The sequence below is a fragment of the Winogradskya consettensis genome (assembly GCF_018332715.1).
Lineage (GTDB): Bacteria > Actinomycetota > Actinomycetes > Mycobacteriales > Micromonosporaceae > Actinoplanes > Actinoplanes consettensis.
In genome coordinates, this window is record NZ_BOQP01000069.1 from 1 (window position 1) to 21,945 (window position 21,945).

Here is a 21,945-nt window from a genome sequence, read left to right on the forward strand (position 1 = left end):
GTGCCTGCTCAGAGACGAGTGACTGCTCCCGTGCCTGCACAGAGACGGGTGACTGCTCCGTGGATCCGCTCAGAGACAGACTGCGGGGCCCTGTGGTCAGGCTCAGACACGGCTGGAGGCCCCGCGCCAGCTAAGACACGGCTGGGGCCCCGTGCCGGCCCAGACTCGGCTCTAGCCCCTACCAGCTCGGAGACAGGCGATTACCCGTGCCCGGCTCGAGACGGGCGGACTCGCATTGCGCCGCTCAGAACGGTCCTCTTGGGGGACGCATGACTCGGCGAGTTACGCCGTGGGGGCGGGCGGTTCCGGGTTGGCGAGGGGGGCTGTGGGCGGTTTGGGTTTGTCGGTTGATGTCTCGTCAGCCGGCGTTTCGTGGCCCGGGTTGATCGAGGTCTCATTGATCGAGGCGTCGTGGATGGAGGTCTCGTGAATCGCGGCGACTCGGGGCTCCGGGTGTTCGGTGACGAACTCCGTGGGCGGCTCGGCCTGAGAAGCCGGTTCGGAGCCGGTGTGCTCGGTCGAGGTCGGCGAGGTGGATGGTTCCGCGACGGCTGAGGCCGGCGGTCGCGGGCCGGCCGTGTTGGTCGAGTTCGGCGGTTGCGGGCCGGCCGTGCCGGTCGAGTTCGGCGGCTGCGGGCCGGATTCGCCAGGGGAGGTCGGGGGCTGCGACTGCGGGACAACCCCGTCGGCCGGCTGCGGGGCAATGAACTGCGGCTGCGGCTGCGGCTGCGGCGTTGTCGGTGCGGGCGGGGCGGTGGAGGGTGCCGGGGGCTCTGTTCGGGCCGAGGGAGGTTCTGGGGCAGAGGGGGGCGTCGGCTGGGGTGCTGCCCAGGGGCTTTGCTCCGCGGGAGTGGCGGCCTGGGTGGGTGCGGGTGACGGCGATGGGTACGGCGCGCCGTACGTCGGCTGGCCGTATGCCTGCTGGTCGTGGGCCTGCTGGTCGTGGGCCTGCTGGTCGTACCCCGGGGGTGGCTCGTAGCCGGTGGGCTGGGCGTAACCGGGTTGAGTCGCGCCGGGCTGGCCGTATCCAGGCTGTGCATACCCGGGCTGCGCATATCCGGGCTGGGTGGCGCCGGGCTGACCGTACTCAAGCTGGCCGTAGCCGGGCTGAGGCGACCCGGGCTGGCCGTAGCCGGGCTGGGTGGCCCCGGGCTGGCCGTAGCCGGGCTGGGTGGCGCCGTAGCCGGGCTGTCCGTACGCAGGCTGGCCGTAGGCGGGCTGGCCGTAGCCGGGCTGGGGGAAGCCGGGGTTGCCGTACGCAGGCTGGGTGCCTGGGGTTGCGAAGGGGTCTGGCTGGGTGGGTTTGGGGGCGCGGCCGAAGAATGCTCGGGGGGACAGGAGGATGAGGGTGGCGAGGAGGGCGTAGGCGAGGATCTGGGCGATGGAGAGGCTCAGGTTCAAGGGGATCCAGGCGCCGGGGTAGGCGTCGGTGAGGAGTGCGCCCAGGGTGCCGGGGGTGGAGTCGCCGTTTCGCTGGATGCCGACCGTGGTGGTGGAGGCGCAGCCGGCCAGGAGGCCCAGGCCGCAGATCACGAGGGTGGCGATGCGGGTGGGGTTGCTGCCCTTGCGCAGGCCTATCGCGAGGGCGACGTAGAGCGCGAAGAGCAGGACCGCGAGGATTGCTCCGACCGTGGCGCCGATCCAGATGACCATGACGTAGTTGTCGGTGTCGGTGCCGCCGCCTGACGTGGTCTGGAAGCGGTCCACCGTGCCGGGCGCGATCACCAGGGCGGCGACCGCGTACGCGAGTCCCGCCACCGCCATCACGATGAGCAGCAGGGTGGCGAGGCCGACCGTTGTGGGCCGGGGTGCTGCCTCCGGGGCAGGCGCGGGGGCGGCTGCGGCGGGGGGCTGGACTGCGTACGACATTGACGTCTCCCGGGTGATCCGTTGCGGACGAACCTACCTGGACGCGCAACGCGCCGCCGGACTTACCCGGCGGCGCGTGACGGAGGCGTTCTTTACAGGGCCGGATCGGTGGGCGGCCGGTGTTCCCCGGGTGGCGATGACGGGGGTGCGGAGGACGGGCCTGAAGACGGCGGGTCCGACGAGGGTGGGGGCGATGCGGGTGGCTGTCCCCACGGGTCGGTCGCCGGGAGGCTTCCGGTGTGCGGGTGGCCACCGGAGGCGGGCGGCTGCCCATAACCGGGCGGCGGGCCGGAGGCGGGCGGCGGGCCGTAGCCAGGTGGTGGGACAGAGCCGGGCGGTGGGACAGAGCCGGGCTGGCCGTAGCCGGGCTGGCCGGGGTAGGGCGGGTAGGGCAGCGACGGGTCCCAGGCCGGCTGCGGCTTGCGGAAGTAGGCGTTGGCCGCCGGGAGCATCAGCAGGATGACCGCGCCGAGCAGTGCCACGATCGCCACCACCGCCAGCGTCATGGTCGCCGGGGTGTACCAGGAGGGGAGTGCGGCCTCGAGGCTGTCCTTGACCTGTTGCTGGGTGGGGCCGGAGGTGGTGTCGGCTTCGAGGTCGAGGCTGCCGGCGACCGAGGTGGCGGCCAGGCTGAAGCCGTTGCAGCAGAGGTAGATGCCGCCGATCACCCAGGTGGTGATGCGGGAGCCGCGGCGGCCCCGGTTGTTGAAGATCGCGAGGATGACCAGGCCGGCGGCGATGAGGATGCTGATCGCCACGCTGACCACTTCGATGGCGACGGCTGCCGTGGCACCCGCTGAGCCTTCCGGCGTTGACGCGTAGAGGTCGTTGTAGACGTCGGAGATGCGGGAGACGACGCTGAGGGCGAGGACTGCGCCGATCAGGGATCCGGCCGCGGTGACGTAGAGCAGGTAGGACGAGACGGTGACCACCGTCGGGCGTGCTGTCGGTGCCGGCGCTGCCGGTTGCATCGGGGCTCCCCTCCTAGGTGCGCTCACGGTATCCCGCGGCCGCCAGACCGTACGATGCCCGACCGTTCTGTCACGACATGTGATTTTGAATCACTAAATAAGGCGTCTTCGGATGAAATACATCGCTCGATCAGGGGGCGACAGGAGTCGATCCCGCCCCATAGACTCCAGTCCGTGGCGCGCCGCAGGCAAGTGACTCCCTCGGCGTCGCCCTGTGCCCGTCCGAGTCGCCGCCCCCGCTCACTGATCGCCGGGGCCGAGGCAGACCGGATCCGGGGCCCGTCCCGATTGCGCAGGCCGCGTGACTACGCCGCAGCCGCCCCTGACCTTTTAAGGACCGGTGAGTCCCATGCAACACGCAGACACCCTGACCGTCGTTCACCATGACGACACGAGAACCAGATACACCGACGTGCGTTATCAGCTGCACCGCGGCGGGATCAGGATCTGGTCCGAGGACGGCGAGTATGCCTTCACGGACATCCTCATGACCCACGCCTACCGGCAACGGGAGGCGAAGGCCAGCTAAGAGGCAGCAACGCTGAACGGGGCTCCGGGAAAATCCGGGGCCCCGTTCTGCGTACTGAAAATCAGCCGCGTGACACCCGCAGCCCGTCCTTGCCCTCGTTGATCTCGACCACGACGGTGTCGCCGTCGACGATCTCGCCGGCCAGCAGCGCCTTGGCGAGCGAGTCACCGATCGCCGACTGCACGAGGCGGCGCAGCGGGCGGGCGCCGTAGATCGGGTCGTAGCCGTGCTCGCCCAGCCACTGCACGGCGGGCTCGGTGACGTCGAGGCGGAGGCGGCGGTCGGCGAGGCGGTCGCGCAGCCGCTGGAGCTGGATGTCGACGATCGCGGAGAGGTCACCCGCGGTCAGCGACTGGAACACCACGATGTCGTCGAGGCGGTTGAGGAATTCCGGCTTGAAGTGGCCGCGGACGGTCGCCATGACCTCCTCGCGCCGCTCGTCCTCGCTGAGGGTGAAGTCGGAGATGATCGACGAGCCCAGGTTCGAGGTGAGCACCAGGATGGCGTTGCGGAAGTCGACCGTGCGGCCCTGGCCGTCGGTGAGCCGGCCGTCGTCGAGGACCTGCAGCAGCACGTCGAAGACGTCGGGGTGGGCCTTCTCGACCTCGTCGAGCAGCACCACGCTGTAGGGGCGGCGTCGCACGGCCTCGGTGAGCTGGCCGCCCTCCTCGTAGCCGACGTATCCGGGCGGGGCGCCGACGAGACGGGCGACGGAGTGCTTCTCGCCGTACTCACTCATGTCGATGCGGACCATCGCGCGCTCGTCGTCGAAGAGGAAGCCCGCGAGCGCCTTGGCCAGCTCGGTCTTGCCGACGCCGGTGGGACCGAGGAAGAGGAAGCTGCCGGTGGGCCGATCGGGGTCGGCGACGCCGGCGCGCGCACGCCGCACGGCTCCGGAGACCGCCGTCACGGCCTGGGCCTGACCGACGACCTTGGCCTGCAGCGACTCCTCCATGCGGAGCAGCTTGGCGGTCTCGCCCTCCATCATCCGGCCGGCCGGGATGCCGGTCCAGGACGCGATGACCTCGGCGATGTCGTCCCCGCCGACCTCTTCCTTCACCATCGGCGGCTCGGTGTGCTCGTCGTCCTCCGCCGCGGCTGCCGTCTCGATCTCGGCTTCGAGCGCCGGGATCTCCTGGTACTGCAGGCGGGAAGCCTTCTCCCATTCCGCGTCGCGCTGCGCGCGCTCGAGCTCGGCCTTGGTCTCGTCGAGCTTCTTCTTCAGCTCACCGACCCGGTTGAGGCCGCCGCGCTCGCGCTCCCATCGCGCGTTGAGGGCGGTCAGCTCCTCCTCGCGATCGGCGAGGTCGCGCTCGATGCGCTCGAGGCGGGCGATCGACGCGGGGTCGGTCTCCTTCTCGAGGGCCAGCTTCTCGATGCGCATCCGGTCGACCTGCCGCTGGAGCTGGTCGAGCTCGACCGGGCTGGAGTCGATCTCCATGCGCAACCGGGAGGCGGCCTCGTCGATCAGGTCGATGGCCTTGTCCGGCAGGAACCGGTCGCTGATGTAGCGGTCGGAGAGCGCCGCCGCCGCGACCAGGGCGGCGTCGGTGATCTGGACCCGGTGGTGGGCCTCGTAGCGGCCCTTGAGCCCGCGCAGGATGCCGATCGTGTCCTCGACCGTGGGCTCGCCGACGACGACCGGCTGGAAGCGGCGCTCGAGGGCGGGGTCCTTCTCGATGTGCTCGCGGTATTCGTCGAGCGTGGTCGCGCCGACCATGCGGAGCTCGCCGCGGGCCAGCATGGGCTTGAGCATGTTGCCGGCGTCCATCGAGCCCTCGCCCTTGCCGGCGCCGACGATGGTGTGCAACTCGTCGAGGAACGTGACGACCTGGCCGTTGGAGTTGCGGATCTCCTCCAGGACGCTCTTGAGCCGCTCCTCGAACTGGCCGCGGTACTGCGCGCCGGCCACCATCGCGCCGAGGTCGAGCGAGACGAGCTTCTTGTCGCGCAGGGACTCGGGGACGTCACCGGCCACGATGCGCTGCGCGAGGCCCTCGACGATCGCGGTCTTGCCGACGCCGGGCTCACCGATCAGGACCGGGTTGTTCTTGGTACGCCGTGACAGCACCTGAATCACCCGGCGGATCTCCGCATCGCGCCCGATAACCGGGTCGATCTTGCCGTCGCGGGCCAGCGAGGTGAGGTCGACGCCGTACTTCTCGAGGGCCTTGTAGGTCTGCTCGGGGTCCTGGCTGGTCACTCGCCGGTCTCCGCCCCGCACGGTCGGGAACGCCGCGACCAGGGTCTCCTCGGTGGCGCCGGCGTCGCGCAGCACCTTGGCGACCGCGCCGCCGACGCGGGCCAGGCCGGCCAGCAGGTGCTCGGTGGAGATGTACTCGTCGCCGAGCGGCTTCGCGAGCAGCTCGGCCTCGCCGATGGCGTTGACGAACTCGCGGGACAGGCTCGGGTCGGCGGTGCTGGAACCACGGGCGGACGGCTGCTGCTCGACGGCGCGCACGGCGGCGCGGCGCACGTCAGCCGGGTTGGCACCGACCGCGCGCAGCAGCGCCGACGCGGTGGAACCGCCGGTGTCGAGCAACGAGAGCAGCAGATGCCAGGGCTCAACGGTCGCGTGCCCACGCTGATTGGCGTCGGCAACCGCACCGGTGATGACGTCGCGGCTCTTGGTGGTCAGGCGTTCGGCGTTCATGAGCTCCCCTGCTTCGGAGACGGCAGATCCTTCAGATGAAGCACTCCGAGACTTGAGCCTATTCCACTCAACTCTGGATCGGCGACCCCAAGCGAGGAAAAACACGATGGGCAACTTCCGAGGCGCGCCGTAACGTGCGGGTAATGGCCCAGGAGACAACGCGGCGCACGCCGCGGCTCGCTCGTGCCCTCATCCCCCTCGGCCTGCTGTTTCTCTCCGTCGGCATCTCGACGGCCCTGGTCGGCCCGTTCCTGTCGCTCTTCCTGAGCACCGAGGTCGATGCGAGCCCCGTCATGGTGGCCGCCTTCCTGGTCGCCTCACCCGTCGCCTCCGTGCTCGGCTCGACCGTGATCGGGCGCTTCTCCGACCGGCGGCCCATCCGGCGCCTCCTGCTGATCGCGGGTGGGACGGCAGGGCTCATCGGCACCGGTCTCACGGCCGTCGTCCGGGATTACTGGATCCTGCTGGGGCTCTCGGTCACCGCAGTCGCCGTGGCCGGCTCCCTCTTCCCACAATCCTTCGCGTACGCCCGCCAGGTGCTCGAACGCGACGCTCCGGACAAAGTCGCGCTCGGGATCAGCGGACTGCGTACCGTCTTCTCACTGGCCTGGGTGGCGGGCCCCGCCCTCGCCGCGGTGATCCTCGGAGCCGGCGGCTTCACCTGGATCTACGCCACCGCGGCGCTGATGTACGGCATCGCCGCCCTGATCGGCCTCTTCTGGCTCGACGAGGTGCCCGCGCCCGCGGTCCCGCAACGGTCAGCCGGCGATCCGGTGCCGCTCGACGAGCTCGAAACGCCCAGGTGGGTGCTGTTGCTGACGGCCGGCGCGTTCACGCTCATGCAGGCACCGCTGACGCTGTCCGTACAGGCGATGCCGTTCTTCATCACCGACGAGCTGCACGGCCGGGTCAACACCGCGGGCCTGGTTCTGGGGCTGTGCGCCGCCCTGGAAATCCCGCTCATGCTCGCTCTGGGAGCGCTCTCCACCCGGGTACGCCTGGGGCGCCTGCTGTTCGCGGGGGCGCTGTCCGGGGTGGCGTACTACGCCCTGATCGCCGTCTCGACCAACATCGCGACCCTCTTCGGCGGTCAGCTCCTCAACGCGGTGTTCATCTCGGCCATCTCCGGGCTGGGAATCTCGTACATGCAGGAGATGCTGCCCCGGCACCCCGGCCGGGCGACGACGCTGTTCAGCAACTCGTTCCCGCTCGGCGCCATGCTCGCCGGGCCGTTACTGGGGATTTCCCAGCAGTTCGGCTACCGGTTGGCGTACGTACTCTGCGCTTTCCTCTGCTTTGCGGGGCTGGTGGTGCTCCTCCTGGTACGCCGCGCACGTTAACGTGGGGGTGTGCGCGTACGGGTAGAGCAGACTCCACTCCCTGGTATCGGTGTCCGTCACGACCTGGTGACGTCGTCCGGGCGTACGGTCGGCGTGGTCTCGCACCGCAACGGCCGTCGCGACCTGGTCCTTTATGACGTGGATGACCCCGACGCCTGCCTGGCCTCGATACCGTTGACCGACGACGAGGCGGAGGCCCTGGCCGACGTCCTCGGCGCGTCACTGATGCTCGGGCAGCTCTCCGGGCTGCGCCAGCAGGCCGCCGGCCTGCTCACCGAGCAGATCCAGCTCCCCGCGGGCTCGCACTTCGTCGGCCGCCAGCTGGGCGACACCAGGGCCCGCACCCGCACCAGCGCCTCCATCGTCGCCGTGCTGCGCGACCGCGAGGTGATCGCCTCCCCCGGCCCGTCCTTCGTCTTCGAGGCGAACGACGTGGTGGTGGCCGTCGGGACCCGCCAGGGTCTGGACGGCGTGAGCGCCATCTTCGCCGGCAACGACGACGACTGAGGGTAACTACGGGTGCACAGCACGACGATCCTGCTCATCGAGGTCGGCGCGCTCCTGTTCGCGCTGGGCATGCTCGGCCGCATCGGCCGGCGCATCGGCCTCTCCCCGATCCCGCTCTACCTGCTCGCCGGGCTGGCGTTCGGCCACGGCGGCTTCATCCCGCTCTCGGCGAGCGAGGAGTTCATCGAGGTCGGCGCCGAGATCGGTGTCATCCTGCTGCTGGTCATGCTCGGCCTGGAGTATTCGGCGACCGAGCTGGTCGGCAACCTGCGCTCCGCCGCGCCCGCGGGGCTGATCGATGCCCTGCTCAACGCGCTACCCGGGGCCGGGTTCGCGTTCCTGCTGGGCTGGGGCTGGGACGCCGCGCTGGTCCTCGCCGGCATCACCTGGGTCTCGTCGTCCGGCGTGATCGCCAAGGTGCTCGGCGACCTGGGCCGGCTCGGTAACCGCGAGACCCCGGTGATCCTGTCGGTGCTGGTCATCGAGGACCTGGCGATGGCGTTCTACCTGCCACTGGTCACCGCCGTGCTGGCCGGCGCCGGGCTCGTCGGCGGAGCAAAAGCGCTGGCCGTCGCGGTGATCACCGTGATCGCGGTCCTCGTGGTGGCGATCCGCTACGGGCACGCCATCTCCCGGTTCATGTCGGTCAAGGACGCCGAGGCCCTGCTGCTCAGCGTGCTCGGCCTGACCCTGTTCGTGGCCGGCGTCGCCGCCGAGCTCAACGTGTCGGCCGCCGTCGGGGCGTTCCTGGTGGGCATCGCGCTGTCCGGCCAGGTCGCGCACACCGCCGTGGTGCAGCTGTCACCGCTGCGGGATCTCTTCGCCGCGGTCTTCTTCGTGTTCTTCGGCCTCTCCACCGACCCTGCCGCGATGCCTCCGGTGCTGCTGCCGGCCTTCGGACTGGCGATCCTGACCATGGCGACCAAGGTGCTGACCGGCGTGCTGGCGGCCCGGCGCGGTGGGATCGCCCTTCCGGGACAGGTACGCGCTGGGCTCGCCCTGATGCCCCGCGGAGAATTCTCCATCGTCATCGCGGGGCTGGCCGTCGCGTCCGGCGTCGAACCCGAGCTGGCGCCGCTCGCCACCGCGTACGTCCTGATCACCGTGGTCAGCGGCCCGATGCTCGCCCGCTTGCCCGACTACGCCTGGTTCAAGAAACTGCTCCGCCGGGCCAACACCCCGCGCCCCACACCCGACCCGATCGCTGCCGTTGACTGACCTCAGGGCGCATTCCGGCAGCTAGGAGCTACTGATCAGTATCCGAAAGTGAGCGTGGGTCACTTCCATCAGGTGTTCGTAACGCGCTAACGTGTCGCCGCACACATCGCGTTATCAGGGCCGCCAGCGACGCACTCGGAGATGAGGGGCTTCGGGAGCAGGCGCGGGGCCCACTGCCGGGGAGGACGGCGGATAATGATCAAGCAGGACAAGGCGGCATCGTGACCGTGCAAGAGTCGGCGTTCTTCGGGTTCACCAACCCGGTCGACCCACGGCCGGACGAATTGCAAGCGTGGGCGTACCACCCGGAAGCCGTACCCGTCGACGCCATGCCACACGACTGGGATCTGCTGATCTCAGGCGATGTGCTGGCCCCTACGCTCTTCGAGCTCGCGATGGACCGGCAGTGCCCGGCCCGCCGTTTCGCTCTGCACTGCATGTACATCTACGCGGCGGACGGCGTACGACCGAACGCGTCGTCGCAGCGTAAGCGCAGGCTGAAGAAGTACGTGGAGCGCGCCGAGGAGGTCGGTGACGAGCCGATGGCCATCTGGGCGCACAACTGCCGGGTGCTGATGACCCGGCCGGAGCTCTTCGACTACCAGGACTGGATCGAGGGTGGCCTCACCCGCTATCCGCGGCGATTGGCGCTCTTCGGGCGCAAATAGGCACTTTGCGAAGGGTCGTGGCCTAGCCGCGGCCCTTCAGTCTTTGATCACGGTCACTATCCTGCTAGGCGATGTCGTCACGCAGGGAACGCCGCAACCGACGCAACCGCAGCGCCCAGCCGCCGGCTGCAGCCCAGCCGCCGCCTGTCACCTTGCGGCCTTCTGTCGCGCCCGGCTCTGCTGCCGGTCCACGCTCTGCTGCCGCGCCCAGCTTTGCTGCCGCGCCCAGCTTTGCTGCTGACCCTGGCGTCGCTGCTGACCCCCGCTTTGCTGCCGACCCTCGCTTTGCTGCCGACCCGCGGTTGCCTGTCGACCCGGGGCCGGTTGCGCCGCCGGAGCCTGGTCGGCACTTCGGGGTCGCGTTGTCGGTGCGGGCCGGCGTCGGGCTCGGTCTCGGCCTCGTGGCGGTTCTGGCCTTCGCCGCCCTGGCCGTCCTGATCCGTGGGTCGGACTTCGACGAGGGATTCCGCAACGGTACGGCCCGCGCGACCTGCACGGTCACCGGTTGCGGACCCGGCGCGATGGCGTTCGTGGGCTGGCTGCTCCCGATAATTCTGCTCGGTTACGCGATCACCCTCTGGCTGGGGCTGCGCCACTGGTCGGCGCTGACCCGGGTCTGCTGGCTCGCGGGCGGGTTTCTGCTTGTCCTGGCCGCGGTTCCGTTCTTCTCCAGCCCCGGCGGACCCGATTTCACGGCCACGATCGACGCGCCCAACGGCGTACATTTCGCGGACGGCATGTTCTGGGGTGCTTGGACCGCGGTGGCCGCAGTGATCCTGATCGGCGTCGGCCGGGGCCTGACCCTGCTCCAGATATCGGAACGCGCTGACGCCGTTCTGGGATTCGTCGCCTTCATCACGGTCCTGGTCAGCGGCATCGCCGTGGGCTCGGTCGCCGACGTCGACGGCAACGAGCTGACGACGACCCACCTCTTCCCGGAGCAGCAGGTGCGCGTCGGGGACGACGTTCTCACCTGGGAATCGGCGACCGACCTCGACTTCGACGGCTGTCGGGACGAGTTCCGGACCTGCCTGCGAGCGCTCGAGTTCGACTTCACCACCACCGACAGCGATGCCGTCGTGCACTTCCAGGTGGTGCAGTTCATCGACGAGTGGCGAGCCCAGGGCGCTGCGGACGACCTGGCGGACGACACCGGAGACCCGGCGAGTCTGCGGGTCAAGAACGTGACCAACCGCTGGCTGGTGATCTCGACGGTGCGGCACGCCGACGGCCGGGTGATCGCCGACGATGAGCGGAAGTGGCTGCGCTGGCCCGCCACCGAGCTGGATTACGCCTTCCGCCGGTCCGTGAAGTACAACGTCGGCAAGGCACCCACGCCCTCGGACACGATCGCGCCGAAGAGCTAGTTCTCGCCCGGCCGGCGGGGACGCCAGACCACCAGGGCGGTGGAGGGGCGCTCACGGCGTACGAGATCACGGCCTGGGTATGCCGCCAGGGTCTCCAGCTCCGCGATCCGCTGATAAGCGGCCTCGAGCTGGGCCTGGAGCTCCGCGGTGCGTTCCTGGAGATCGCCGGCGAGCTGCTCGAGACCGATGATCCGTTTGATGCCCGCCAGGTTGACGCCTTCCTCCTGGCTGAGCTTCTGCACCTCGCGCAGGAGCGCCACGTCGCGCACGCTGTAGCGGCGGCCGCCGCCGCCGGCCCGGCCGGGCTGCACCAGGCCGAGCCGGTCGTACTGGCGCAGGGTCTGCGGATGCATCCCGGCCAGCTTCGCAGCGACTGAGATGATCAGTACCTTCGCGTCGGAGGCCTGCTCCATCGAGATGCTGATCTCTTCGTACATATGCCACCTCCCGAAGGGACTGATTTCTCTTTTATGCCCGGCGAAGCCGGGCGTCAAGCTTTGCTCGCTCCGCAATGGGGGTGAGCTTGGAGAATTGCTCCAGTGCGTCGCGTGCCTCGTCGGTGATCTCAGTCGGAACCTGCACCTCGAGGGTGACGAGCAGGTCGCCGACCTTGCCGTCGCGGCGCTGCACGCCCTTGCCCCGGGCCCGCAGGGTGCGCCCGCTGGGGGTGCCCGGCGGCACCCTGAGGGTCACCGGGCTGTCCAGAGTGGGCACCCGCAGGTCGGTGCCGAGCACCGCCTCCGCGATGGTGATCGGCACGGTCAGCGTGATGTCGTCGCCGTTGCGCCCGAACAGGTCGTCGGCGCGCACCCGGACCTGCACATACAGGTCGCCGGCCGGGCCGCCCTTGTCACCCGGCTCGCCACGGCCGCTGAGCCGGATCCGCTGCCCGTCGGCCACACCGGCGGGGAAGCGGACGTTGATCGTGCGGTTCTTGGTGACCCCGCCCGTGCCCCGGCACTCCGGGCACTTCTCCTCCACGATGGTGCCCGCGCCCTGACACTCCCGGCACGGCTCGGAGAAGCTGAACGACCCCTGGTTACGGGAGATCAGGCCGGAGCCCTGGCACTGCGGACAGGTCCGCGGCTGGGTGCCGGGCTTGGCACCGTTGCCGTGGCAGGTGTCGCAGACCCCCGGCGAGCGCAGCGTCAACGGCAGGGTGGTGCCCTGCACCGCGTGCGAGAAGTCGAGGGTCACCTCGGCCTCGACGTCGCGGCCACGCTGCGGCCCGCGCCGCGGCCCGGCACCGCCCGTGCCACCCGAGAAGATCGAGCTGAATATGTCGGAGAAGCCGGCCCCGCCGAAGCGGCGGTCGCCCGCGCCACCGGCGCCGGCACCCGCGTTGGCCCCGCTGAACCCGCCGAACAGGTCGGAGGGGTCGAACTGGGAACCGCCACCCGCGCGAGCACCGCGGCGGAACGCGCCCGAGCCGAACAGCGAGCGCATCTCGTCGTACTCTTTGCGCTTGCGGTCGTCGGAGAGGACGTCGTACGCCTCGGAGGCGGCCTTGAACCGCTCCTCGGCCTCCGCGTTGCCGGGGTTGTGGTCCGGGTGGTTCTCCCGGGCCAGTTTCCGGTACGCCTTCTTGATCTCGTCGGCGGAGGCGGACTTACCCACCCCGAGAACGGCATAGAAGTCTTTCTCCAGCCAGTCCTTCTGACTCATTCAGCCCACACCTCCTCACTCGGGTGTGACAGGTCCCGCCCGCCGGTGCGGCGGGCGGGACATGTGGTTGTCACTCGGGGTCGGCGACCGCGACCAGCGCGGGACGCAGCAGTCGCTCGCCCAGGCTGTAGCCGCGGCGCATGACCTCGACGCAGGTCGACTCCGTGACGTCGGCCGACGTCAGGTGGGCGACCGCCTCGTGCCGGGTGGGGTCGAACGGGTCACCCTTCTCGCCGAACGCGACGAGACCGAGCTTGCCGACCACCGTGCCGAGCGCCTCGGCGACGCTGGCGAACGGACCCACCAGGTCGCCATGCTCCCGCGCCCGGTCGATGTCGTCGAGCACCGGCACCAGGGCGGTGAGCACGGTGCCGGTGGTCAGCTCGGCCGCGGCACTGCGGTCACGGTCGACCCGCTTGCGGTAGTTCGCATACTCGGCGGTCACGCGCTGCAGGTCGCGGGTGCGATCCTCCAGCTCGGAACGCAGTGCCTCGAGCTCCGCGCCGAGGCCCGGAGTCGCGGGCACGCCGGCCTCCGGGTCCTCGGCGGCGCGGTGGGCACCGCCCTTGAGCTCGGTCGGCTCCTCGGGCTGGATGGCCTCGTCGGCCTCCTTGGTCACCGTGGTGTCCTTACCCTTCACATCGATCTTGCGGCGATCGCGGATGACGACGCGCTCGGTCGCCTGACCGTCGTTTTCGTCGTCCGCCCGGCTCACTTCTTGTCGTCCTCGACGATCTCGGCGTCGACCACGTCGTCAGCGCCACCGGCCTGCGGGCCGGTCGGGCCTGCGTTCGGAGCACCCGCGCCACCCGCGGCACCGGCCGGGCCGGGCTCACCGTCGGGACCCGGAGCGCCCTCGGCACCCTGCTGCGAGTAGAGCAGCGAGCCGGCGGCCTGGGAGACCGAGGCCAGCTTCTCGTGCGCGGTCTTGATCTTCTCGATGTCGCTGCCACCCAGCGCGCCGCGCAGGTCGCCCAGCGCCTCGCCGATCTGGTTGCGCGACTCCTCGGGAAGCTTGTCGCCGCTCTCGGCGAGGAACTTCTCGGTCTGCCACTGAAGCTGCTCGGCGAGGTTGCGCGTCTCCGCGTCCTCCTTGCGCTTCTTGTCGTCGTCCGCGTGGTCCTGAGCGTCGCGCATCATGCGCTCGATGTCGTCCTTCGGCAGCGCGGAGCCGCCGGTGATCGTCATCTTCTGCTCCTTGCCGGTGCCCAGGTCCTTCGCGTGCACGTTCACGAGGCCGTTGGCGTCGATGTCGAACGTGACCTCGATCTGCGGCACGTTGCGCGGCGCCGGCGGGAGACCGGTCAGCTCGAAGGTGCCGAGCTTCTTGTTGTACGAAGCGATCTCGCGCTCACCCTGGAAGACCTGGATCAGCACGGACGGCTGGTTGTCGTCAGCCGTGGTGAAGACCTCGGAGCGCTTCGTCGGGATCGTGGTGTTGCGCTCGATCAGCTTGGTGAAGATGCCGCCCTTGGTCTCGATGCCCAGCGACAGCGGGGTCACGTCGAGCAGGAGGACGTCCTTGACCTCACCCTTGAGCACACCGGCCTGCAGGGCGGCGCCGACGGCGACGACCTCGTCCGGGTTGACGCCCTTGTTCGGGTCGCGGCCGGTCATCGACTTCACGAGGTCGGTGACGGCGGGCATCCGGGTCGAGCCGCCGACCAGGATCACGTGGTCGACGTCGGAGACCTTGACGCCGGCGTCCTTGATGGCCTGCTCGAACGGGCCCTTGGTGCGGTCGAGCAGGTCCTGCGTCATCCGCTGGAACTCGGCCCGGCTCAGGGTCATGTCGAGGTGCAGCGGGCCCGCGGGGCCGGCCGTGATGTAGGGCAGGTTGATGCTGGTCGTGCTGGCGGCCGAGAGCTCGATCTTCGCCTTCTCGGCGGCCTCGCGCAGCCGCTGCAGCGCCATCTTGTCGGCGCCCAGGTCGATGCCGTGCTCGCCGCGGAACGTCTTGACCAGGTGGTCGATGACCCGCTGGTCCCAGTCGTCGCCGCCGAGGTGGTTGTCACCGGAGGTCGACTTGACCTCGATGACGCCCTCGCCCAGCTCCAGCAGGGAGACGTCGAACGTGCCACCACCGAGGTCGAAGACCAGAACGGTCTGCTCCTTGGTGCCCTTGTCCAGCCCGTAGGCCAGGGCGGCCGCGGTGGGCTCGTTGACGATGCGCAGGACGTTGAAGCCCGCGATCTCACCGGCCTCCTTGGTGGCCTGGCGCTGCGCGTCGTTGAAGTAGGCCGGCACGGTGATGACCGCGTCGGTCACCGTCTCGCCGAGGTAGGCCTCGGAGTCACGCTTGAGCTTCATGAGCACCCGCGCGGAGATCTCCTGCGGGGTGTACTTCTTACCGTCGATGTCGATGGACCAGTTGGTGCCCACCTCACGCTTGACCGAACGGATGGTCCGGTCAGGGTTGGTCACCGCCTGACGCTTGGCGACCTCACCGACGAGCACCTCGCCGTTGCGGGCGAAGGCGACCAGCGACGGAGTCGTCCGAGAGCCCTCCGCGTTGGCGATGACGGTGGGCTCGCCTCCTTCCAGAACGCTGACGCAGGAGTTCGTGGTGCCGAGGTCGATGCCGACCGCTCGTGCCATGTTCGCTTCCTCGCTTCTCTGTTTCTTTAAGCTCGGGCCCAAGAGCCCGTACCGAAAGCTTGTCGCCACAAGTTGAGTGGACCGGACTCAATGATGCCACGGGATCACCAGACCGCAAGTCGAAGTTGAGCCGACCCGGCGCAACCTGCCTGCCGAAGGTTCCTGTCCGGTCACGACCGGTGGGGTTGCTGTTGTCTGTCATGCATCGATCGGGCACGCTTTACCCGTGACGACACACGGTGACGCGGTCGGACCATCGGCCACGCCTGCCGTAACCGACACACCCACGAGAAAGATCCAAACCAACGGTGGCCCGGCCAGGTCTGCCGCTCCTGCTAAGCCTTCAGGTACGCCCCAAGCGTCCCCCACCGCATCACCAGCTGACTCGAATTCAATGACAGAGACAGGCAAATCAGAGGAACCCGGCATCGCAGCGCCCTCTCCGCTCCCCGCGGAGACGCCGGCGCCGATGCCCGACGCCCAGGCAGACGTGGCTGATCAAGACGTGGCCCCATCAGATCCCACCCCGGCAGACCCGACCCCGGCAGACCCGACTCCGGCAGCACCGATTCCGGCAGATTCTGCCCCTGCAGATTCAGCTTCCGCGGATTCCGCCTCGGTAGATTCGGCTCGGCCGGGTTCTGTCCCGGCAGATTCCGCCCCGGCGGACAAGTTCAAGGCTGAGTCCCGGGTAGACGAGGCAAAGCCTGGGGAACCCCAGGTCAGGGAGCCCAAGGCCAAGGAAATCAAGGCTGAGGAACCCAAGGCTGAGGAAAGCAAGGTCGCCGAGCCGGAGGCCGAAGAGCTGAAGGCCGCCGAGCCCAAGCCTCGGCCGAAGCCGTCGCCCAAGGCCAAGCCCGCGCCGAAGCCGGTGCCTGCGGTCAAGAAGGCGTCCGAGCCGGCAGCCGAGGCCGAGGCCAAGCCGGCAGCTCACGCCGAGGCCAAGCCCGCTGCTGTCGCCGCCGGGCCCGACGTCGCGAAGACCGAGGCCAACGTTGCGGAAGGCGCTGAGCCAGAGGTCTCCACGCCGGCTGAGCTCAAGGTCACCGCGCGGGCAGAGCCAGAGGTCGCCACGTCGGCTGAGCCCGAGGTCATAGCGCGGGTCGAGCCCGAAGGCACCATGCCGAGTGAGCCTGAGGGCACCAAGGCAGAGGAACCGAAAGCCAAGGGGCCTGAGGCTGAGGAAGCCAAGACGGGGAAAACCAAGGCAGAGGAAATCAGGGCCGAGGAACTCAGGGCCAAGGCCGAGGCGGAAGTCGCGCCGGCGGAGAAAACTGCCGAGGTCAAGGCGGCGGAGTCTGAATCCGACGAGCCTGTAACCGCCGCGGAGCCTGAGACCGTCGCCGAGCCTGTAACGGCCCCCGAGTCTGGGACCGCCGCTGAGCTTGGGACCGTCGCTGAGTCTGGGACGGCCGGGGAGCCTGGGGTTGGTGGCGAGCCTGGGACCGTCGAGGTCAAGGCTGAGGGAGCCGGGGCTCGCGAGGCTGAGAAGGCTGTTTCGGAGGGGTCGGCGGGGGTTCCGGAATGGCCTCCGCCCAGTGCTCCCAGCGCGGGGAATACCGTGACTACGCAGCGGCGGCCGGCGACGCTTGATGACCTTGCGCCGTTGCCCAAGGTGGTGCCGAGTGCGGCGGCTGCGCCTACGATGGCGTCGCCGGAGCGGGGGAAAGCGGGTCGGGGGAAGTCTGCTCGGAAGGAGCCGGTGAAGGCTGCTGCCAGGAGTGTTGCGCAGCCTGCGGTTCCGGCTGAGCCGCCTGCTGCGCTCGGTTATCTGGCGACTGCTCTTTCTCGGCTGCGGGCGGCGATCGGCGGGACCACGTATCCGCTGGCTGTTCCCTCTGCTGAGGAGGCTCGGAAGGTCGGGGCGTCGCTGGTTTCGCAGCTTGACGACTATCTTCTGCCACGGCTGGCTCGGCTTGATGCCCCGTTGCTCGTGGTGGTGGGCGGGTCGACGGGGGCGGGGAAGTCGACGCTGGTGAACAGCCTGGTGCGGGCTCCGGTGAGCACTGCTGGGGTGCTGCGTCCTACTACTCGTTCTCCTGTGCTGGTGAGCCACCCGAATGACTCGTCGTGGTTCCGCAAGGGGGAGCTGCTGCCGGGGCTGACGCGCACGGTCGAGTCGAGTGCTGATCCGCATACCTTGCAGCTGGTGTCCGCGCCGGCGCTCGGGCCGGGGTTGGCTTTCCTCGACGCTCCTGACATCGACTCGGTAGTCGATCGGAACAGGCAGTTGGCCGCGCAGTTGCTGGCCGCGGCGGACCTGTGGTTGTTCGTGACTACCGCTGCTCGGTACGCGGACGCCGTACCGTGGGAATTGTTGAAGACGGCGCGGTTGCGCGGGACTGTGATCGCGCTGGTGCTGGATCGCGCGCCTGCTGATGCTGCCGTGGAGGTCTCCACGCACCTGGCGGAGATGCTGACCGAGCATCACATGGGTGCGGCGCCGCTGTTCGTGCTGCCCGAGACCACTCTGGACGGTCAGGGGCTGCTGTCGGAGGATGTCACGCGGCAGCTGCATGACTGGTTCGCGCAGCTCGCGGCGGATTCCGGTGCTCGGGCGGCCGTGGTTCGCCAGACCCTCGACGGGGCGCTCGGGGCGCTCGGGCCCGCGGTTGAAGGACTCGCGGTGGCCGCTGATGAGCAGTCGGTGATCGCGAAGGCGCTGGATGAGCGGGTCAATGCGGCTTTCCGTACGGGACGGCGCAACATCGAGGACGGCCTGCGGGACGGGCGGCTGCTGCGTGGCGAGGTGCTGGCGCGGTGGCAGGAGTTCGTGGGGACCGGGGAGTTCTTCAAGTCGCTGGAGTCGAAGGTCGGGCATCTGCGCGATCGGCTCGTGTCGGCGTTCACCGGCCGGCCCGCGCCCGGGCGCAATCTGCAGAACGCGCTCGAGTCGCAGATGATCACGCTGGTCCGGGGCGTTGTCTCGGATGCGACCGAGCAGGCGTACGCGTCGTGGCAGGCATACCCGGCGGGTGTGGATCTTCTGGAGCCCGCGTTGCAGAAGCCGGCGACCGACCTGCCACAGCGCGCCGAACGCATGGTCCGGGATTGGCAGCACTGGGTTTTGGACCTGGTGCGCAAGGAGGCCGGGGACAAGCGGATCGTGGCCCGAGGGGCCGCCTACGCGGTCAACGGTGTCGGGCTGGCTGTCATGATCACGGTCTTCACGGCGACGGCGTTCATCCCGACCGGTGCCGAGGTCGCGGTCGGGGCGGGCACCACCGTCGCGGCGCAGAAAGTGCTCGAAGCGGTCTTCGGTGACCAGATGATCCGCAGCCTTGCCGCCCGGGCTCGCGCGGAACTTCTGACACGCGTTAACGTGCTGCTCGACGCGGAGGCGGCCCGGTTCACGGATCGCACCGCCGCCGTGGGTCTCGAGATCGAGCCGGGAGCCACGCTGCGGCAGGCCGCGGCCGAGGTAGAGCGTGCCAGGAAGGAACTCGCGTTGACCGGGACGGCGTCATGAGCAGCATCGTCGACCGGGTCAAGCGTGCGCTGACCAACGATGACCGGGTGGATGCCCGGCAGCTGGTCGAGCGGCTGGAGGCCCTGCAACGGTTCCTCCGGGTCACCGACCCCTATCTGCCCGACAACGACCTGGGCGCCGCGCACACGCTGGTCGAGCGCGCGGGCGGCCGGCTCGCCCTCTCCCAGGACCACACGGTTGTGGCGCTCGCGGGCAGTACGGGCAGCGGCAAGTCCAGCCTGTTCAACGCGCTCGCGCGGCTCAAGTTGTCGCCGGTCGGCGTGCGGCGGCCGACCACCGGCCTGGCGCACGCGGTCGTGTGGGGCCCGCTCGAACCCGCCAACCGGCTGCTGGACTGGGTCGGGGTGCTGCCCCGGCAGCGTTTCATCCGGGAGAGCGCGCTCGACGGCGACGACGAGGCCGCCCTGCGCGGGCTGGTCCTGCTCGACCTGCCCGACTTCGACTCCGTCGAGCAGAGCCACCGCATGGAGGTGGACCGCCTGCTCGGGCTCGTCGACCAGGTGGTCTGGGTGGTCGACCCGCAGAAGTACGGCGACCGCATCCTGCACAACGCGTACCTCAAGCAGTTCAAGTCGCACGCCGACGTGACGATCGTGGTGCTCAACCAGGCCGATCGGCTGAACCCCACCGACACCGACCTCGTGCTCACCGACCTCAAGCGGCTGCTCGACGAGGACGGGCTCGGCGGCGTGCCGGCGATGGCCACCTCGGCGAAACAGCCGGGCATGCTCACCGAGCTCCGCGAGGCTCTGGAGAAGACGGTCGCCGAACGGCAGGCCGCGCTGCGCCGCCTCTCGGGTGACGTGGACACGGTGGGCGACCAGCTCGCGGCCACGATCGGACCGCCTGCCGCGGAGGACGAGGTCGACCGGGCGACCGTACGCCAGCTGACCGAAGCCCTTGCCAACTCCGCGGGAGTGCCGGCTGTGGCGGCGGCGACCGCGGGCTCCTACCGGCACCGGGCGCTCGCCAACACCGGGTGGCCGCTGGTCCGCGGTGTGCGCAAACTCCGGCCCGACCCGCTCAAACGACTCCACATCCGACCGTCGACGGGGTCCTCCTCGTGGGACGACGTCGGTATCCCCACCGAGGAATCTCTCGCGCCGGTTCCACGTACCTCCGTGCCTGAAGCCGATGCCGCGCAGAAGTCCGCGGTCGGTCTCTCCGTGCGGGCGGTCGCCGACCGGGCAGCAGCACCGATCCCCGAGATCTGGGCCCCCGCCCTCAACGCGGCGGCCCGATCCAAGCTCGGCGACCTGCCCGACGCGCTCGACCGCGCAGTTGCGAAGACCGATCTGGGCATGGACCGCAAACCGCTCTGGTGGACAGCTGTCGGCACACTGCAATGGCTACTGACGATCGCCGCGGTGGGCGGTCTGGGCTGGCTTCTCGCCGGGTACGCCGTCCGCGCGCTCGGCCTTCCCAAGCTCGACTACCCGATGGTCGGCTCGGTGCCACTGCCGACGTTGTTGCTGCTCGGAGGCCTGCTGGTCGGCCTGCTGCTGGCACTGTTGCTGCGCCCGATCGTCAACGCCGGGGCCAGACGCGCCCAGCGCAGAGCTGAGCAGAAGCTGCGCCAGTCGGTCACCGAAGTGGGGCGCGAGCATGTGGTCGCGCCGGTGCGCGAGGTGCTCAACGCGTACGCCCAGGCACGCGAAGCGCTCACGGTCGTCCGTTCGGAATAGAGCCTGCGGCCTGCTCTGCCGGTAGGCTCGCGGCATGGCAGCAGCACCTCAGAATCCGTACGACGCGGTCCTCCACGCGGCCCGCGACGTGGCGAAGCTCGGCTGCGCCCTGGACGCCGAAATGCTGGGCACCGCCCTGCTGGGCAGCGTGTATTCGGTCGCCACGACCGACCGCGCCCAGGCGGTGCGCGACTTCGTCGGCGAGTTCCTCAGCGCGACCATCAGGCGACGCACAGCCTCCGCGACCACCATCCGCGAAGTCTTCGCGGCACTCGTCCCGGAAGCGACCGGCGCCGGCGAGGTGAAACGCGGCTCGCTGACCCCGGCCTGGGCCGACCAGCTCGGCCGGGTGCGTCCCACCGGCTGCTACGCGTACGGCGATGTCTACGGAGACCAAACGTCCTACCTGGTCACCTTCGCCTACGACGATCTCGAGGACGGCGGCCCCGAACACGCCATCGTCGCCCTGGTCGACCACAACATCGGCATCACCAAGGACGTCTTCGTCGGCAGCCCCGCCGAACGCATCCTCAGCCAGGTCCGCGAAATGTGCGCCGGCGACGAGCTCACCTGGTTCCGCGAGGAAGACCCCGCACGCCTGCGCAGCGAAGTCAGCCGCCACCTCGAGATCACCGACGACCTCAGCGACCTCCCGCAGGACGGCAACCTCTCCACCGACCGCGCCCTGGCCACCGCACGTCTCGGGCTGCTCCCCAAGTCGGTCGTGCCCGCGTTGGTTGAGCCGCCGGAGCTCAGCGGGCCCGATCGCGAGCGGCTTCTGCGCGACTTCCTCTCCTCGGCGGAGGCGTCACGCTTCGGGCTCGAGAAGATCTCGGCCGATGACGAGCTCGCGTCCCTGCATTTTTGTCTGAGCCTGCTGCTGGATCACGCCGCCAGCCTTCCCGACCCGGATCCGCTGCGGTGGAGTCCGGCTGTTGCTGGGCTCTTCCTGCTCGACTGGGTGCACCGCCGCGCGGTCCTCGACATGGACGACGCCGCGATGCTGCCTCGGGTCACGCGGGCCTGGTCTGCGTATGCGATGCGGAAGCGGGGGCTTCCGGATGCCGCCTCCTCGCAGACGGACACGCTGGTCGAGGAGATGATCCCGGAGTTCGCGCGGCTCTACGCCACGGGCGAGAAACGAAGTCCCGCCACCGCCGCGGTCGCCCAGCTCATCTCCGAGGGCGTCGACCCCAACGACCCGGAAGCCATCGACGCCTGGATCGAAACCAACCGCCACCGCCTCTCCGACGACTGACCTGCATCCGCGACGGGGTCCCGGTCTGGTCGGCCGCGGTTGGGTCGGCCGCGATCTGGTCGGCCGCGGTTGGGTCGGCCGCGATCTGGTCGGCCGCGGTTGGGTCGGCCGCGATCTGGTCGACCGC

16 protein-coding genes are annotated in these 21,945 nt (G+C 69.7%); 9 read left to right on the forward strand and 7 right to left on the reverse strand.

Features of this window, described 5'->3' with window-relative positions; translation table 11 throughout:
- Positions 1-282: 282 nt before the first annotated feature.
- Together Aco04nite_RS49885 and Aco04nite_RS45975 are read right to left on the reverse strand one after the other, a co-directional pair.
- A complete protein-coding gene (locus Aco04nite_RS49885) occupies positions 283-1,869 on the reverse strand; it encodes a Yip1 family protein (RefSeq protein ID WP_213003496.1) in 1,587 nt (528 codons plus the stop codon).
- Positions 1,870-1,961: 92 nt separating this feature from the next.
- Complete coding sequence (locus Aco04nite_RS45975) at positions 1,962-2,840, reverse strand: hypothetical protein (RefSeq protein ID WP_213003497.1); 879 nt, start codon at positions 2,838-2,840, stop codon at positions 1,962-1,964.
- 349 nt (positions 2,841-3,189) lie between these two features.
- Here Aco04nite_RS45975 and Aco04nite_RS45980 point away from each other — a divergent pair, with 349 nt between their 5' ends.
- Positions 3,190-3,369, forward strand: coding sequence for a hypothetical protein (locus Aco04nite_RS45980; RefSeq protein WP_203837181.1), 180 nt, complete (start codon positions 3,190-3,192; stop codon positions 3,367-3,369).
- 61 nt (positions 3,370-3,430) lie between these two features.
- Here Aco04nite_RS45980 and clpB read toward each other — a convergent pair whose 3' ends face one another.
- Positions 3,431-6,022 carry an ATP-dependent chaperone ClpB gene (gene clpB, locus Aco04nite_RS45985; protein WP_213003498.1) on the reverse strand — a complete coding sequence of 864 codons (2,592 nt, stop codon included), beginning with the start codon at positions 6,020-6,022 and terminating at the stop codon, positions 3,431-3,433.
- Positions 6,023-6,165: 143 nt separating this feature from the next.
- Here clpB and Aco04nite_RS45990 point away from each other — a divergent pair, with 143 nt between their 5' ends.
- From Aco04nite_RS45990 to Aco04nite_RS46010, 5 genes are all read left to right on the forward strand, one after another.
- Positions 6,166-7,362 carry a sugar efflux transporter gene (locus Aco04nite_RS45990; protein WP_213003499.1) on the forward strand — a complete coding sequence of 399 codons (1,197 nt, stop codon included), beginning with the start codon at positions 6,166-6,168 and terminating at the stop codon, positions 7,360-7,362.
- 9 nt (positions 7,363-7,371) lie between these two features.
- Positions 7,372-7,869 (forward strand): cation:proton antiporter regulatory subunit, encoded by a 498-nt coding sequence (locus Aco04nite_RS45995; RefSeq protein WP_203837184.1) that lies wholly within the window; start codon positions 7,372-7,374, stop codon positions 7,867-7,869.
- Positions 7,870-7,881: 12 nt separating this feature from the next.
- Positions 7,882-9,087, forward strand: a complete 1,206-nt coding sequence (locus Aco04nite_RS46000) for a cation:proton antiporter (RefSeq protein WP_213003500.1) — start codon at positions 7,882-7,884, stop codon at positions 9,085-9,087.
- A gap of 221 nt (positions 9,088-9,308) precedes the next feature.
- Complete coding sequence (locus Aco04nite_RS46005) at positions 9,309-9,755, forward strand: hypothetical protein (protein WP_203837186.1); 447 nt, start codon at positions 9,309-9,311, stop codon at positions 9,753-9,755.
- Positions 9,756-10,057: 302 nt separating this feature from the next.
- Complete coding sequence (locus Aco04nite_RS46010) at positions 10,058-11,122, forward strand: hypothetical protein (protein WP_213003501.1); 1,065 nt, start codon at positions 10,058-10,060, stop codon at positions 11,120-11,122.
- Here the strand turns inward: Aco04nite_RS46010 and Aco04nite_RS46015 are convergent.
- The 4 genes from Aco04nite_RS46015 to dnaK form a co-directional block, all read right to left on the reverse strand.
- Positions 11,119-11,559 (reverse strand): heat shock protein transcriptional repressor HspR, encoded by a 441-nt coding sequence (locus tag Aco04nite_RS46015; RefSeq protein ID WP_213003502.1) that lies wholly within the window; start codon positions 11,557-11,559, stop codon positions 11,119-11,121. The two genes, Aco04nite_RS46010 and Aco04nite_RS46015, sit on opposite strands and share 4 nt — an antisense overlap.
- 31 nt (positions 11,560-11,590) lie before the next feature.
- Positions 11,591-12,787 carry a molecular chaperone DnaJ gene (gene dnaJ, locus Aco04nite_RS46020; RefSeq protein ID WP_213003503.1) on the reverse strand — a complete coding sequence of 399 codons (1,197 nt, stop codon included), beginning with the start codon at positions 12,785-12,787 and terminating at the stop codon, positions 11,591-11,593.
- Positions 12,788-12,857: 70 nt separating this feature from the next.
- Entirely contained in the window at positions 12,858-13,502 is a 645-nt protein-coding gene (gene grpE / locus Aco04nite_RS46025; RefSeq protein WP_213003504.1) for a nucleotide exchange factor GrpE, read from the reverse strand.
- A complete protein-coding gene (gene dnaK / locus Aco04nite_RS46030; protein ID WP_213003505.1) occupies positions 13,499-15,385 on the reverse strand; it encodes a molecular chaperone DnaK in 1,887 nt (628 codons plus the stop codon). Before dnaK ends, grpE begins: the two co-directional genes overlap by 4 nt.
- Positions 15,386-15,854: 469 nt before the next feature.
- Here dnaK and Aco04nite_RS50345 point away from each other — a divergent pair, with 469 nt between their 5' ends.
- The 3 genes from Aco04nite_RS50345 to Aco04nite_RS46045 are packed head-to-tail and all read left to right on the forward strand — an operon-like array spanning position 15,855 to position 21,818.
- The gene (locus Aco04nite_RS50345) at positions 15,855-18,854 is read left to right on the forward strand and encodes a GTPase family protein (protein WP_438875005.1); all 3,000 of its coding nucleotides are present in this window, start codon (positions 15,855-15,857) and stop codon (positions 18,852-18,854) included.
- Positions 18,851-20,560 (forward strand): GTPase family protein, encoded by a 1,710-nt coding sequence (locus Aco04nite_RS46040; RefSeq protein WP_213003506.1) that lies wholly within the window; start codon positions 18,851-18,853, stop codon positions 20,558-20,560. Before Aco04nite_RS50345 ends, Aco04nite_RS46040 begins: the two co-directional genes overlap by 4 nt.
- Before the next feature lie 34 nt (positions 20,561-20,594).
- Positions 20,595-21,818: a hypothetical protein gene (locus Aco04nite_RS46045; RefSeq protein ID WP_213003507.1), complete on the forward strand. Its 1,224-nt coding sequence runs from the start codon at positions 20,595-20,597 to the stop codon at positions 21,816-21,818.
- Positions 21,819-21,945: the final 127 nt, after the last annotated feature.